Source organism: Pseudoalteromonas carrageenovora IAM 12662 (genome assembly GCF_900239935.1).
Classification (GTDB): domain Bacteria; phylum Pseudomonadota; class Gammaproteobacteria; order Enterobacterales; family Alteromonadaceae; genus Pseudoalteromonas; species Pseudoalteromonas carrageenovora.
In genome coordinates, this window is record NZ_LT965928.1 from 3,013,102 (window position 1) to 3,028,671 (window position 15,570).

Below are 15,570 nucleotides of genomic sequence, written 5' to 3' on the forward strand. Positions count from 1 at the left end.
GGTTTGCTCATTGCATCGGTGATACGTTGGGTTTCGTGTCACTCAACCCAATCTACTTCGCTAATATCTTATAAATCAGCGTTAATGGTTACTGCTTTAAAAGTCGTTGTTCTGGATTGTGTAAGTACTTTAAGCCGATGGTCACTATACGTGTATGTACCATTGTTATAACGCGTAGTTGAACATTACCAATAACCACAATTGACCCTTTACTGATTTCTGCTGAGAGCTTTTGGTTGATCACCTCTTCCAAGCTTATGCCCTCTGGCGCGTCTATTTTCATGTGATATGAGTAAAATATATCGCCTACTAACGTAACCCCTTTCACTTTAAGTTCGTTGCGCGCTAAGTGACTGTCTTGGTGGTTTGTTTTATCGGTTGCTGTAAAAACTAAATCAACAAAAGGTCTGTTAGCGGGTTTTAAAACAACAAATAAATGATCGTTTGGTTTTAACTTAGTAGAGCCGCGTGGCGGTATGATTGAAGGCCCTCGTGTGATCATGGCTACAACTACACTTTCTGGCAGTGCAGCATGTGACAAACTGCGCTCAGAAACGCGAGAAACCTCACTTAACGTATACTCTACAATTTCTATATCAATATCGTTTAAGGCGGTAATTTCGAGCGTTGCAGCTGCTAAATCGGGTGGCGGCTCTATTAAACTTAACTTTTTAGCCATCCAAGGCATAGTTGAGCCTTGCAACGTGGCCGAGATTAACACCACGAAAAAAACCACATTAAAAATAAGCTCCGCCCCTGAAAGGCCAAACAACAGTGGGAATATAGCTAAAATAATCGGCACTGAGCCTCTTAGCCCCACCCAAGATACAAATAAAGTTTCGCGATTTTTAAAGCCAAATAATTTTAAAATTGGCGCTACCGCTAGTGGGCGAGCCACAAAAATAAGTGCCAGTGCAATCAGTAACCCTTCTAGCCATACATCAACGAGTGATGATGGATTAATAAGCAGCCCTAACACAACAAACATGGTTATTTGCCCAAGCCACGCTAAACCATCGTGAAACAGAAAAATACCGCGTTTATATACAAATTTACTGTTACCTAAAATAACGCCGGTTATAAATACAGCTAAAAAGCCACTGCCGCCAAGCGTTGCAGAAAGGCCAAAAGAAAGCAGCCCAAATGCGGTTACCATTACTAAATACAAACCTGATGCATTTAATTTTATTCGATTAATAAACCACACCGACACCTTGCCAATTAAAAACCCACAAACGGCGCCTACGCCCATTTGCTGGGCAAATAACTGCAGTAAACCCAGCCCTATTGGCATGTCGTTAACGAGCATTTCGAGCAAACCAACCGTTAAGAAAATAGCCATTGGGTCGTTCGAGGCACTTTCTATTTCAAGGGTTGATTTAAGCTTTTTATTTAAGTGAATACCGGCGCTACGTAAAAGAGCAAACACGGCTGCGGCATCAGTAGAGCCAACAATAGCCCCAAGTAAAACACCTTGTAATATGGGCAGGTCTAAAATATAAGTGGCCACAAGGCCTGTAATTACAGCGGTAAATAACACCCCGACAGTTGCTAAAGCAGACGCGGGTTTCCACACTTGTTTAATTGAACTGGTGGGTGTTTGTAAGCCCCCATCAAATAGGATAATGGCAAGCGCGAGAGTACCCAAAGCATGTGCAGCCTCTGCGTTATCAAACGATATACCGGCAATACCGTCTTCACCTGCAAGCATGCCCACCAATAAAAATAGCACGAGCACTGGTAAGCCAACGCGAGCAGAGAGCTTGCTCGAGATAACCCCTAGTAAAATTAAAATGGCACTAACAAGAATGATATTATCTATTACAAACATAGTGTGGGTTTACAGCCTTGTATAAGTTAAAAAGTAAGAATTTATAGCTATTAAAAAGCTTAAAGCTCATGCCATACAATAACCTAAAAAATATAAATACGGGTACTTAACCGCATATTTAAAACAAAAAAGCCTGCGATTAAGCAGGCTTTCTTATATTTAGTAGAGTCCTTTCATAAAATATTTAAAACTGTCTTTTCAGCCTTAACTCTATGAGAATCCGTTTTCAATATCCCGAAAAGTCCATTGTCCATTTGGATCAGCTATATCGATTAACTCACACGCTTTTTTATTCCAAGCCGCTAAACACGTAATGTAGTTAGTTAATTGATGATAGGCTCTATCCGGCGCATCAGGACGTATTCTTGACATAGTGAAACCTGAATAAGTAGCGCCACTACCTACCCAACTAACAATAGAGGATACGGCTCCACCTCCAGGAACAACAAAACCAACTGTAGTTGTGACCAGTCCTAATATAGTAGCTGTTTTTTCTACTGCGTTACCTGTTTTCATAATATCACTGCTTATTACAGGGTGTAATAAAGCTAACAAATTAACTGCTTGTGGTTGATTAGAAGCAACGGCAACATCATTGGATGTTTTGGAAGTATTAGTTGGTGCGGCTCTCCCACCACGCATTGCAGGTAGTAAGCTATTAAAAGATTTTTGGCTGTTATTACTAGTGGAAAAAGTTACTGATTGTGTACTCAAGCCTCCGGCTTTAACTCTTTTTTCATCTCGTGGCGTTACAGTTGATTTGTAAGTGCGCTGTAACCTCCTATAAACAGCTGCACTGCATTGAGTCATTTGTATAGCTAATGCTGCTTGCTCTTTAAAGTCTCGACCGATTGCTCGCTCTGATAACTGAGTTAGCTGATTTTTCTTTTTAAGAGCTTGCTGACCAATCATAATATCCATAAAAATGTCCTTATTTATTATTTAATTGGTGAAATCATATCATTTAAAGTTACGTAGAGAAATCCTGACAAGTTATTATTACAATGATTTAAGGTACATAAAAAGCTGCTTCAGAGTATTCGATTTATGCTTCTTTAACAGAGGAATATCTTAAGTATGAACCATGACTATATGTAAAACATAAGCCCTTTACTAAATTTACTTAGTGAATTATTTGAGGCTTAATATTACTAAAATCACTGTGGATTGTAATCTCTACATTATCAGGTTTTATAGCAACATCGCTTAAACCCGTATTAGTGAAATACTCTTCGAAGCCCTGCTGATATTCTGGAAAAATCTGCGTATACGCGGTAATAAAAACACTCAATTTGTTAGCTATAACAGGATACGTTGCAGCAAGCTCTCGTAGCTTTTCAGGCTCTGCAAAAGCAAATTCGGCGTAAGTATTAAAATCATTACCCATAGATGTTTTACCATAATCAGATAAAAAGCCCGCGCTATAATCTGGCGCTAACTCATCTTTTGTAAGTGCCTCAAAGTTTGATTTTGCAGGTTTCCAATCTCTACTTAATAAACTTTGCCATGTCATTACGCTAAATGGTGAGTTATTAAATATGAGTGAACTAAGTTCATGATGTACTCCACGATGCGCATTTTCATAGTTAGCTTTTGTTCCATTCCATTGTGCAACATTAGACAAAGCTATCCATCTAGAACCATAAGTTCCGCCAGCCGCAGCACCTTCAATAGTTATAGAGCCAGCAATATAGATAGTATCAATTACTTCAGAAATAAATCCTTCAGGGTAAACTCTCAAGGCAGACTCAATCCCATCAAGAGTTTCAGGCGCACTATCTAAAGAGGTTATAGTCACTTCAACATTCGCTAAACTTCCCTCTTCTTCGGTAAAATCTTTCGAATAGGATTGCTTTGGATTATCTGTTTTTATATTGAGATGGTATGTTTTTGCTAACCTATTAGCTTGTTCTATTTCACTTTCTATATCTAAGCATCCGTAGATAAATAGTAATAAAGTAAATATAATAAAAGCTTTAATTTTCATGTATAGCCTATCTTAATGTGCATGTTTAAGTGTTGCAGTCGGTACTACTGAAATAGTAAACCTAACAACCGCTGGTAATGATGCTGATATTACGACAGCCCTTGCTGTCCCCCATAAAGCAACACCCCTAGCAGTCATACCCGCAGCCAATGCAAAACTAGCAGGATCATCTGCAACACCTGCACCTAATGTAACGTAATCCTCAACAATAGTCCCTACAACAATTGCAGTTGCCCCAGCAAATAACCCAACGGCCAAAATCTTATCCCAAGGGGTTGAGTTATCCGGTTTCCCTTTCCGAGTACCAATATCACCAGCAGATGTAAATGTCACCTCTAATACAAATGAAACATTTTCAGCAATATAATTAAATTGATTTATTTTTCCTTTTAGTTGCTGAAGTCGCACCTCATATTTCAATTTAGGTATCGGAGAGCTAGATGTCATTTCTATTCCCACTGAGGTGGTTGGCCTATTTGGTGTGGTACTTTTAGATACAATATTAGTTCCAAGAGTTAACTCCTTAGTTTTTTTGTCGAAAGCTAGTTTCGTTTCGCCAATTAACGATCCAAAAGCTTTATTTGCTTGAGAGGAGACAGTTGCTTCTAATTGTTTATCATTCACTACATAATTAACAGGGTATTTATCCACACTAGACAAAGTAATGTTACCCGTCATTTTAACCTCTACGATAGCATTGGGTAAAACGATAGGAGGATGTGTTATATCATCTAGTTTATAGCTAATAGAAATTGGAGATTTTAATGTTCTCAGATTTTCTGAGAGGGATTTCTTAGGCCTTACTTGAGGTTTTCCTATATCTATTTGATTTTTAATAGCTTGGCTAAGCAAGGGTATAAGTATTTTTTGCCCTGGATAAATTAGGTCAGGATTAGTTATAGGCTTATTAGTAATAGCTAAAACTTCTTTTCGGTTATTAAACCTCCACAACCTAGGCCATTCCATTGGAGACCCTAAGTGCTTAGAAGATATATCCCATAATGTATCACCTTTTTTTACAATGTATTCCTTTACCATTTTTATTCCTAATATATTTAAATTCCATTATGGGCATAAATATACGAGGACAATCCCACCTTGTCAATTTAGCTTCGTTCTATTGAAGAGTATTCATTTATAATTTTAATAAACAAAAAAGCCTGCAATTAAGCAGGCTTTTGAGTGTTTGGAATTGTCGTATTCTAAAATGCGTTTACAACACAATTATGCTTGTTACTAAGTACGCTATAAACGTCAATGCGCCGCCGAATAATGCATACGGTAGCTGCGTTTTGACGTGGGTGAGCAAATCACAACCCGAGGCGAGTGCTGATACGGCGCTGGTGTCGGATATAGGCGAGCAGTGATCGCCAAATATGCCGCCACCTAAAATAGCGCCTACTACAAGTGAAGGCGGTAAGCCAAGCTCTTGAATAAGTGGTACGCCAATAGGGATGAGTATGGCAAATGTGCCCCACGATGTACCCGTAGTAAACGACATAACCGCACCCGTTAAAAACAGCACAGGTACAATTAGGTAAATGGGTAAGTAGTCGCCTACTAGCGATGCTACAAATACGCCGGTACCTAGCTCTTTTAAGCTTGCGCCCAGTGTAAGTGAAAGCAATACAATGCTTACCAATGGTAATAGCTCGCCCATGCCTTTAAAGCCGGTGTCTACTAATTGATGGTGGGTAAATTGGCGTGAGCTAATCATTAAAGCATAAGCAACCACAATGGCTAACACGGTTGCATATAAAACAGATTTAGAGCCGCTACCTTCTGCTAATACGCCGTTACCGGTGTAAAACATAAAGCCTACCATGCTCACAATAAGCGTGACTAAAGGCACGAGCATATAACGCGCTTTAGAGCCTTTTACTTCTTCTTTTAGGTCGGTTTTTTGCAGCTCTAGCTTTTGCTCGGCTTCTTTCATTGGGCCGTGTACTTTATCAAACGCGATAGTGTAAAACACAATGACTAAGGTGATAATGGCGTAAAAATTATACCCTACGCTACCCCATAAAATAGAAACTGCCGATTCGCTTAGCTCGTAATTGCCAAGTAAGCCCAGCACAAATGCGCCCCAGCCGTTAAGCAGTATTAAAATACACACCGGCGCACTGGTGCTATCAATAATGTAAGCAAGACGCGCTCGGCTCATTTTAAATTTGTCGAACAGGCCGCGCGATACAATACCTGAGGTTAGTACACTTAGGTTTGACTCTATAAATACTGCGATGCCGGTAAACATGGTTAAAAAGCCTACTTGGCGCTTACTTTTTGCAATGCCTTTGTTCATTAGCATATTAACGGTGGCTGCTACGCCGCCAGATTCGCGAATGTAAGCCAGCAAGGCACCTATCATAATACTAAATATTAAAATGCGGGTGTTACCTGGCGAGCTGGCTACCGATATTATGCGCTCAATGGTATTTAAAAATGTAGCAAATAAGGTATTACCCTCGCCTTGTATTGCGAGTAAAAGTTCTGATGAAGCCACGGCCACCAAAAGTGCCATTATTACTTCTTTGCGCCAAAACACGATGGCGATAGCAATGAGCGGCGGTAATATAGAATACCAAGACATAAGTTAACCTTTATTAATAGCGAAGTGCTTTCGCTTATTCACGTTTAAACGCTTATTTTGCAGGCCGTTTTAAAAATGTGGCCTGAATTTGTAAACCGCTTAGCTTAATGGATTGCCTTAGTTAAGTCACCTGTAAATAAATCACTTAAGGCACTGCACTTAGGCCGTTTTAACCTAAACGATAATTTATTGATTTAGTAGTGCTTCGTAAATAAGCGATACCACCGAGCCATATTGCGCCGTCTCGTATTGTTTGCCCAAAAACTGGTAATGTTTTTGGCTTCCTTTTATTTTTGTGTGGCGCGCATTGGTCAATAAAATAATGGCTAAATCGTACGTTGGGTCAATTACGGTAACTGTGCCCGTCCAACCGGTGTGTCCATACGCTTGTGCACTTGCGTAAGGGCCAAAGTGCCAACGCCTAGCTTGGTTGTTACCTGCAAGCCTAAAACCAAGGCCGTAGGTTTCGTTGTTTAATTGTGGCGTTAAAAACTGCGCTAAGGTTGATGCGCTAAATAACTGGTTATTGCCAAAGCCACCTTGGTTTAATAGCACTTGGCTAAGTACGGCTAAATCGGGCGCATTACTAAATAAACCAGCATGCCCTGCTACGCCATCAAACGAATAAAATGCCCGCTCGTCGTGCACTTCGCCTTGCAAAACATTGGTGCGAATATTATCAAATTCAATTCGCCCATCACGGGTGTTACCGCTAAGCTCGGTAGCTGCAAATTCAGAGCGTATAAAGCCCTTTTTAAGTGGGTTAAATACCGTATTGGTCAGTTTAAGTGGGGCGTAAATGTGCTGCTCGAGGTAGTCATCAAGTGGTTGCCCGGTTATACGCTCAACTAGTACGCCTAAAATCATGTAATCAATATCGGAGTAAACGGCTTGTGCGGGGTATTTATTACTTAGCGGTACTTGCGTCAGTAACAGCTGCTTTGTGGTTTGGCTATTTTGCGAAAAATACGCATCGCCAGTTTTAGCACTTTTACGATGAAAATCAAACACAGGCGGGTAACCCGCAGTATGCGTAAGTAAATTTTTAACTGTGCGCAGCTCGCGCCCATCGCCTTTGTATTCGGGTAAATAACTTTGCACGGGCTTGTTTATATTTAAAAGCCCTTCGCTTACAAGTTTCATTAGGGCAAAGTTAGTGGCAAATATTTTGGTGTTAGAGGCTAAATCAAACAGAGTGTGTGTTTGCATTGGCTCTGGGCGTAGTAGCATTAAATCACTTTGCTGGTACTGTTTGGCATCGCCATAGGCGCTAAGCTTTATGAGTTCGCCACTTTTTACAACGGCTAATACTGCCCCGGGAAAACCAGCTTTTACGTCTTTTTCAATAAGGGCATCGACCTGGCTAAAGTCTATATTGCTTTGCGCAGCGGTATTTAAGGTCGGAAACTCAAAGCGCAAGGTAAGGCTTGCGCCTTTAGGTTTAATATTTTCAACCTTAAACGTATTTACCCCGTTGTGGGTGCGCCTTGCTAGCGAATACTCATATAAAGTATTAGCGGCTAATTGGTTGGTAATATTAAGCTTTTGGTTATTTATAAAAATATCGGCGCTTATCGCATTATTATTTTGAATTAATAACTGCCCTCGCCCTTTATACGCTTTAAATGTGCCACGGTTATTTACGTACTCACGGCTACTTGGGTTAGCCTCAGGAAAAGTGACCACTACTTGTGCATTTGGAAGCGTTACTAATTTACTCTGCTTAAGCTCACTCGCTGCAAAGTCATTAGCCTTGTTGCTACTACACGCGGCTAGTGTAAGGCCCATAAGTGCGACTAAAGCTGCTTTAAAATAAGTGCTTATTTTTGTGTTTATTACTAACGCCATTTATAACCCTTACTTGTATAGTAAATATGGCGCTCGTTGCTTTTTAAATGCCTCAAGCCCTTGCTGCCAACTTTGTTTTATTTGTGCCTCTGATTGCCCTGCTTCAATAGCTAAACGTAGTTTGTTAGTGCCAGCCAATTTATCCATAAAATCAGCGCGTTCAAAAAAGGTAATATTATTTTTAGTTAATTTATTATAAGCCGTAACTAAATAACTTAAATCAAGCCCGCGCGTGTTTGCTGTGCGTAAATCGAGGCCTTTTACAGGGGTATTTTTAAATTTAGGGTTTGCTGCAGCGCCTTTAATAGAGCGCGGTGTAAAACTAAAATCTCCAAGCGCAACGGGCGAGTAGCCAATTACTTGAAACGCAAAGTCGGTGCCTCTGCCAATACTTATTGGCGTTGCCTCAAAAAAGCAAAGCGACGGATAAAGCGCGATTGATTGATCGTTCGGTAAATTAGGGCTGGGTTTTACAGGTAAACTGTAGGATGTTGAGCGCGTGTAATGAGCAACCGGGATCACTGTAAGTTTTAAATCAGCCGCTTTATTGATCCAGCTTTCGCCTTTGATCATTTTTGCAAGCTCGCCTACCGACATGCCATGCAGCACGGGGATTGGGTGCATACCTACAAACGATTTAAACTGGCGTTCAAGTATTGGCCCATCCACATAGGCAATATTGGGGTTTGGCCTATCAAGTACAATAAACTCAATACCTTGCTCGGCTGCGGCTTCCATCATGTAATGCATAGAGCTTATGTAGGTATAAAAGCGCACGCCCACATCTTGTATATCAAAAATAATAACATCTACATTGCTAAGAGCTTCGGCGCTTGGTTTTTTGTTTTTGCCATAAATAGAAATAAGTGGGATACCAGTTTTGCTATCAACTGCATTTTTAACATGGGCACCGGCATCGTGATCGCCTCTAAAGCCATGTTCAGGTGCAAATATTTTGGTTATGTTTATATTTTTAGTGAGTAAGGCATCTACTAAATGCGTGTTAGCGACAAGTGATGTTTGGTTTACTACAAGGCCAATACTTTTATTTTTTAATTGTGGTAAATAATGTGCGAACTGCGCAGCGCCAACAACGGGCGAATTTTGCGCTTCGCTTTGCTTAGCGCTCACATTAAATAAGCTGCTAAATAGTAATACAAAGATGATAAATACGGCTTTAAACATACAGCAAGATCCTTTTAAACAAGGTGTTTAAAATACCACAGCTTAAGTTAAAGAGCAGTGAATGGTTTTGAGTGAGCACATAAGTAATTAGAAGCTGCGCTTCTCACGTGAGCAAGCTCTACGTCTACGGTAATTTAAGTCAGAGTTTAAGGTTTGCCGTAGGCGCTCAGCTTGCTGGCGCGACGAGGATCGCTCGTAAATGGTTTTGGGTAGATACGTAAGTAATTAGAAGCTGCGCTTCTCACGCGAACAAGTTCTGCGTCTACGCTGAAGTTTTTAACAGAAGTGTTTGTTTGGCTTAACTGAAAACTTTCTCAAATTTCAGGCACAAAAAAACCGACTTAGTGTCGGCTTATGTATGAAAGTGGTGGGCGCAGGACGTATCTTCTAAGAGTGAACCTCTGACCGCTTGGTTCGCAGTAAGCTAGTTTATCTATATCTACGCTTTACTTTATTTCAGACACAAAAAAACCGACTTAATGTCGGCTTATGTATGAAAGTGGTGGGCGCAGGAGGATTCGAACCTCCGACCGCCTGGTTCGTAGCCAGGTACTCTATCCAGCTGAGCTATGCGCCCACTTTCATTTTTTACTTGTTTATACTCTAAGCAGAGTTAATAAAAGTGGTGGGCGCAGGAGGATTCGAACCTCCGACCGCCTGGTTCGTAGCCAGGTACTCTATCCAGCTGAGCTATGCGCCCACTTTTATTTTTTGCTTGTTTATACTCTAAGCAGAGTGTGTAAAGAGTGGTGGGCGCAGGAGGATTCGAACCTCCGACCGCCTGGTTCGTAGCCAGGTACTCTATCCAGCTGAGCTATGCGCCCATCTTTACTTTTTACAAGACTCGCCATTAAAAGAAATGGTGGAGAGGGAGGGATTCGAACCCTCGATAGAGCTACAAACTCTATACTCCCTTAGCAGGGGAGCTCCTTCGGCCACTCGGACACCTCTCCGTCTTGTGGGGCGTATAATAAAGATTTCAGAAAATATGTCAAACACTTTTCTGCCAAATATGTCTATATGGTTATAGATTGCACATATGTTTGGTTTTAAAGTGTAATTAGTTTGAAAATTAAGCAGCTTATGTGTTTTTGTCGGCAGGATTAACACCTAGCACAGGCACTAACTCATCTGTTAAATTAGCTAAATACTGTTCTTGGTAACCCAATTGTTGAAATTCAGCTATGCAAGCACGGTAATAAGCTTCTCGCTCTTGCTCTGTGGTGCTCACTTCTGAAAAATCTTCTGTGCGTTTATTTTTCATATTATTACTCTAAGTCCTTTAGATATTTAATATTTAACTAGCAAATACGAAGCCGTATAAATTTTGGGCGTATTCTAGCTAAAAAGCTTACATAAATACAACACATGTTTAAAAAACAACCATAATAAAAAGTTATAACACTACTATTTATAATGCTAACAACTAGTTATAACCATAAAGGTTTTAAGCTGAATTTTATATTAACCAGCATTAATAACTGCATTTAAATTTTATTGTAGTACTAATTAATTAAAAAACAAAAATTCGCTTAATAAAAAGCAAAAAAACACCGCTAGTTAGCGGTGTTTTTTAATTCACGTTGTTTTACCAAAAGCTTAATCAGCTTGTGGGCGCATATGCGGGAATAAAATAACGTCTTTAATTGTTGATGAATCAGTAAATAACATTACTAATCGGTCAATACCAATACCTTCACCAGCGGTAGGCGGTAAGCCGTACTCAAGTGCGCGTATGTAGTCTTCATCGTAATGCATTGCTTCATCATCACCTGCGTCTTTCTCTTCAACTTGACGAGTAAAGCGCTCAGCTTGATCTTGTGCATCGTTAAGCTCCGAGAAACCATTTGCAAGCTCACGTCCGCCAACAAAAAACTCAAAACGGTCGGTAACAAATGGGTTTTCGTCGTTACGACGCGCCAGTGGAGAAACTTCCCACGGGTAACCAGTAATAAATGTAGGTTGGATAAGCATGTGCTCAGCCGTTTCTTCAAATATTTCACATAAAAACTTACCTGGGCCCCAAACGCAGTTTTCAGGAATTTTTACATGTACTTGTTTAGCGTACGCTTTTAATTCGTCAAAGTGGTTTTCTGGATCGTTAAATACCGCAGCATCAAACTCAGGGTTATATTTTAAGATAGCATCAGCCATGCTTAAACGTGTAAACGGTTGGCCAAAGTCGTACTCTACTGAGTCGGTTACTTCGCCGTTTTCGTCTTTTGTTGTATTAATAACAATTGGGCTGCCCAATACGTTAGTTGCAACAGTACGTAGCATGTCTTCGGTGATATTCATCAGGTCAATGTAATCAGCATACGCTTGGTAGAACTCAATCATAGTGAATTCTGGGTTGTGACGCGTTGATAACCCTTCGTTACGGAAGTTACGGTTAATTTCAAATACGCGGTCAAAACCACCTACCACTAAACGCTTAAGGTAAAGCTCAGGCGCTATACGTAAGTACATATCTATATCAAGTGCGTTATGGTGAGTCACAAACGGACGCGCAGATGCACCGCCAGGAATAACCTGTAGCATAGGTGTTTCTACTTCCATAAAGTCGCGCTCGGCTAAAAAGCGACGAATACCTTCAACTACTTGTGAGCGAATACGGAACGTTTCGCGCGTTGCTTCGTTAGTAATTAAATCAACGTAGCGTTGGCGGTACTTAGTTTCTTGATCTGATAAGCCATGAAATTTCTCTGGTAATGGGCGTAGTGACTTAGTAAGTAATTCGTACTCTGTCATTTCTACGTATAAATCGCCTTTACCTGATTTATTAAGTGCGCCTTTAACACCAATAATATCGCCAATATCTAGTTGACCATATTTTGCTTTTAAGTCTTTTTGCACATCTTTAGATGCGTAAGCTTGTACACGGCCTTTCATGTCTTGAATTGCCATAAAAGGACCACGTTTAGCAAGAATACGTCCAGCAATTGATACAACATGCTGAAGCTCTACTAATTCTTCTTTACTCTTATCACCAAACTCAGCCTGTAAATCAGCCGTGTAATGTTCACGACGGAACTGATTAGGATGACCGTTGGCTGGGCAATTTGCGCGAATAGCGTCTAATTTGCCGCGACGCTCAGCGATTAACTTATTTTCGTCTTGGATTTGATCAGTCATTTTTTAGCTCTTTTTTAGCTTGGTGGTTATAGGCCAGATTTTAGGCTGGCTTCAATAAATTTGTCTAGGTTGCCGTCAAGTACCGATTGCGTATTACGGTTTTCAACACCAGTTCGTAAATCTTTAATACGTGCATCATCAAGTACGTAAGAACGAATTTGGCTTCCCCAGCCAATATCCGACTTTGCGTCTTCTTGAGTTTGCTTTTCAGCATTTTGCTGCTGAAGCTCAAGCTCAAATAATTTAGCTTTTAACTGCTTCATTGCTTGGGCTTTATTTTTGTGTTGTGAACGCTCGTTTTGACACTGTACAACCGTGTTGGTAGGTACGTGGGTAATACGTACTGCCGATTCGGTGGTATTTACGTGCTGACCACCCGCGCCCGATGCACGGTAAACGTCTATACGTAAATCTGACGGATTAATATCAATTTCAATGTTGTCATCTACTTCTGGGTATACAAACGCAGAGGCAAACGAGGTATGACGACGGCCACTTGAGTCAAACGGGCTTTTACGTACTAAACGGTGCACACCTGTTTCTGTACGTAGCCAACCGTATGCGTATTCGCCAACAAAGCGCACTGTTGCGCCTTTAATACCTGCTACATCGCCATCGGTAGCCTCTACAAGCTCAACTTTAAAACCTTTGGCTTCGCCCCAGCGTAAATACATACGCAGTAGCATGTTACACCAGTCTTGTGCTTCAGTACCGCCAGAACCCGACTGTAAATCTAGGTAGGCGTCGTTTGAATCGTGAGAACCCGAAAACATACGACGGAACTCTAAACCTTCAAGCTGTTTATTTAAGCCTTCAAGCTCAGTTTGCGCTTCAACAAAGGTTTCTTCGTCTTCAGCCTCTATAGCAAGCTCAAGCAACCCTTCAACGTCGTCGGCGCCAGCCACTAAGTTATCGATTGTTTCAACAACCGCTTCTAGTGCTGATTTTTCTCGGCCAAGTGCTTGTGCACGCTCAGGCTCATTCCATACGGCTGAATCTTCAAGTTCGGCGTTTACTTCTTCTAAGCGTTCTTGTTTAAGAGCGTAGTCAAAGGTACCCCCGAAGCAGTTCAGTACGTTCGCGAATTTCCTTGATTTGATTAATCACAGGATTCACTTCAAACATGTACATTACTCCAAAATGGCTAGATTATTACGCGCTAAAATTAGCTAATTACGCAATAAATTATCGTCAAATGATAAAAACGCCCGATTTTAACAAAAAACCGCGCGCTTTATTAGCATTTTATGCATAGTTGCTGCATATTTTTTAATACACTTTTTCAAGCTCTCTTACTATTAATTGCAAGCTAAACTTACCTCTAAACTCGTTTATGTCGAGCTGATACGCCACTTTAACAAAACGAGCTTCGGTGTCGGGCCATTCTTTTACATCAATACCAAAGGCAATGGCATCAACTAATCGCCCTGATTGATGTTTAAGCACTAATTTTAAATGCTTTTCGCCCACAATACGCTGTTGAATAACTTCAAAGGTATGCTCAAATACCGGCTCTGGAAATTGCTGTCCCCATGGGCCTGATTGCTTTAATAGCTGAGCAAACTCCATCGTAAAGCATTCGTTTGGCAGCTCGCCGTCGGTAAATACAATACAGCGTTTGCTTTCTTCGCTAAGCTGAGCTGTTACTGCTGCATCAAACGCTTTTTTAAAGTCGTTAAAGTTTTGCTCGTTAATACTCAAGCCAGCAGCCATTGCGTGGCCACCAAATTTATTAATTAAATGTGGGTCGGCGGTATTTAGCCCTTCGAGTAGGTCGCGCATGTGCAGCCCTTCAATAGAGCGGCACGAACCTTTTATTTCGCCGTTTTCGCCACCAGCAAAAATAACGGTTGGACGATGATATTTTTCTTTTAAGCGGCCAGCTAAAATACCAATAACACCTTGGTGCCAGTCATCTTGAAACAAACAAATAGCATCGGGAATGTTATCGTCGGTAAAGGCGAGCCTATCAAGTACGGCTTGCGCCTCGGCTTGCATGCCCTGCTCTATTTCGCGCCTAGCATGGTTTAAGCTATCAAGCTCACCAGCAATGCGCCTTGCTTGGTTTATATCGTTACTTAACAAACACGCTATGCCTAAGCTCATATCATCTAATCGACCTGCGGCATTTAAACGCGGCGCTAGCGAAAAACCAAAATCACTGGCGCTTAAGCGCGCTGCATTTCGATTAGCTACTTCAATAAGTGCAGTAATACCCGGGCGAGTATTACCACTTCGTATACGCGCTAAACCTTGATGTACTAAGGTGCGGTTATTTGCATCAAGCGCAACCACATCGGCCACTGTACCCAGTGCAACTATATCTAGGAGGTTAGCTAAATTTGGTGGTGGTTGCTGTTCAAAGTAGCCTTGCTCGCGCATTACGCTTCTAAGGGCAATAAGTAAGTAAAAGGCAACACCAACCCCTGCTATTGATTTAGACGGGAAGTTACACTCGTGCCTATTAGGGTTTACTATTGCATCGGCATTAGGGAGTTGCTCACCTTGTAAGTGGTGATCTGTTACCAACACTTTTATGCCAACCGCTTTTAAAATATCAATACCGGCAATACACGATATGCCGTTATCTACGGTGATCACTAAATCAGGTTTTATTTGTACTATTTGCTCTGCAAGCGCGGGACTTAAACCATAACCTAAGCTAAACCTGTCTGGTATTAGGTAATCTAAATGCTTAAAGCCAAACATCTCAAGGCCTTGCATTAAAGTAGCTGTGCTAGTTGCGCCATCGGCATCAAAATCGCCAACAATTAAAATACGACTTTGCGCGTTTAAAGCATTTACTAACAACTCGCTTGCTTTGTCTATGTCTTTAAATAGTTTGAAGTCGTGAAGTGTAGCTGCACTGTTATTTAGCTCATCAGCATTAATTACATTTCGCGTGGCATATATTTGTTTTATAACGGGGTGTAAGTTGCTCGGTAGGTGTGAGTCGTCAACGTTTTCTCGCGCAATGATCAGTTTTTTCATGCA

Annotated in this window: 11 protein-coding genes and 4 tRNA genes; all 15 read right to left on the reverse strand. The window is 41.0% G+C overall.

The annotated features are described in order from the left end of the window. Positions 1 to 88: 88 nt before the first annotated feature. Complete coding sequence (locus ALFOR1_RS13680) at positions 89 to 1,831, reverse strand: potassium/proton antiporter (RefSeq protein ID WP_104643283.1); 1,743 nt, start codon at positions 1,829 to 1,831, stop codon at positions 89 to 91. A 210-nt stretch (positions 1,832 to 2,041) separates the two neighbouring features. Next, entirely contained in the window at positions 2,042 to 2,752 is a 711-nt protein-coding gene (locus ALFOR1_RS13685) for a hypothetical protein (protein ID WP_104643284.1), read from the reverse strand. Positions 2,753 to 2,954: 202 nt separating this feature from the next. Continuing rightward, entirely contained in the window at positions 2,955 to 3,818 is an 864-nt protein-coding gene (locus tag ALFOR1_RS13690; protein ID WP_227006893.1) for a hypothetical protein, read from the reverse strand. Between the two features lie 12 nt (positions 3,819 to 3,830). Continuing rightward, positions 3,831 to 4,856 carry a LysM peptidoglycan-binding domain-containing protein gene (locus tag ALFOR1_RS13695; protein ID WP_104643285.1) on the reverse strand — a complete coding sequence of 342 codons (1,026 nt, stop codon included), beginning with the start codon at positions 4,854 to 4,856 and terminating at the stop codon, positions 3,831 to 3,833. Between the two features lie 175 nt (positions 4,857 to 5,031). Further along, positions 5,032 to 6,408: a Na+/H+ antiporter NhaC family protein gene (locus ALFOR1_RS13700; protein WP_058549519.1), complete on the reverse strand. Its 1,377-nt coding sequence runs from the start codon at positions 6,406 to 6,408 to the stop codon at positions 5,032 to 5,034. A gap of 186 nt (positions 6,409 to 6,594) precedes the next feature. Then, entirely contained in the window at positions 6,595 to 8,256 is a 1,662-nt protein-coding gene (pbp4b, locus tag ALFOR1_RS13705) for a penicillin binding protein PBP4B (protein WP_104643286.1), read from the reverse strand. A 9-nt stretch (positions 8,257 to 8,265) separates the two neighbouring features. Continuing rightward, on the reverse strand, positions 8,266 to 9,441 hold the full coding sequence (locus ALFOR1_RS13710) for an exo-beta-N-acetylmuramidase NamZ family protein (protein WP_104643287.1): 1,176 nt from the start codon (positions 9,439 to 9,441) through the stop codon (positions 8,266 to 8,268). A 500-nt stretch (positions 9,442 to 9,941) separates the two neighbouring features. Further along, positions 9,942 to 10,018, reverse strand: a tRNA-Arg gene (locus tag ALFOR1_RS13715). A 46-nt stretch (positions 10,019 to 10,064) separates the two neighbouring features. After that, a tRNA-Arg gene (locus ALFOR1_RS13720) sits at positions 10,065 to 10,141 on the reverse strand. 47 nt (positions 10,142 to 10,188) lie between these two features. Next, a tRNA-Arg gene (locus ALFOR1_RS13725) sits at positions 10,189 to 10,265 on the reverse strand. Positions 10,266 to 10,301: 36 nt separating this feature from the next. Further along, a tRNA-Ser gene (locus ALFOR1_RS13730) sits at positions 10,302 to 10,394 on the reverse strand. Between the two features lie 128 nt (positions 10,395 to 10,522). Then, positions 10,523 to 10,705 carry a hypothetical protein gene (locus ALFOR1_RS13735; protein ID WP_058549517.1) on the reverse strand — a complete coding sequence of 61 codons (183 nt, stop codon included), beginning with the start codon at positions 10,703 to 10,705 and terminating at the stop codon, positions 10,523 to 10,525. A gap of 335 nt (positions 10,706 to 11,040) precedes the next feature. Further along, entirely contained in the window at positions 11,041 to 12,576 is a 1,536-nt protein-coding gene (lysS, locus tag ALFOR1_RS13740; RefSeq protein ID WP_058549516.1) for a lysine--tRNA ligase, read from the reverse strand. Positions 12,577 to 12,602: 26 nt separating this feature from the next. Then, a protein-coding gene (prfB, locus tag ALFOR1_RS13745; protein ID WP_104643288.1) for a peptide chain release factor 2 occupies positions 12,603 to 13,701 on the reverse strand; the annotation gives its coding sequence in 2 pieces (ribosomal slippage) (positions 12,603 to 13,625 and positions 13,627 to 13,701; 1,098 coding nt in all). Between the two features lie 144 nt (positions 13,702 to 13,845). Then, positions 13,846 to 15,567, reverse strand: a complete 1,722-nt coding sequence (recJ, locus tag ALFOR1_RS13750; RefSeq protein ID WP_104643289.1) for a single-stranded-DNA-specific exonuclease RecJ — start codon at positions 15,565 to 15,567, stop codon at positions 13,846 to 13,848. Positions 15,568 to 15,570 lie beyond the last annotated feature (3 nt).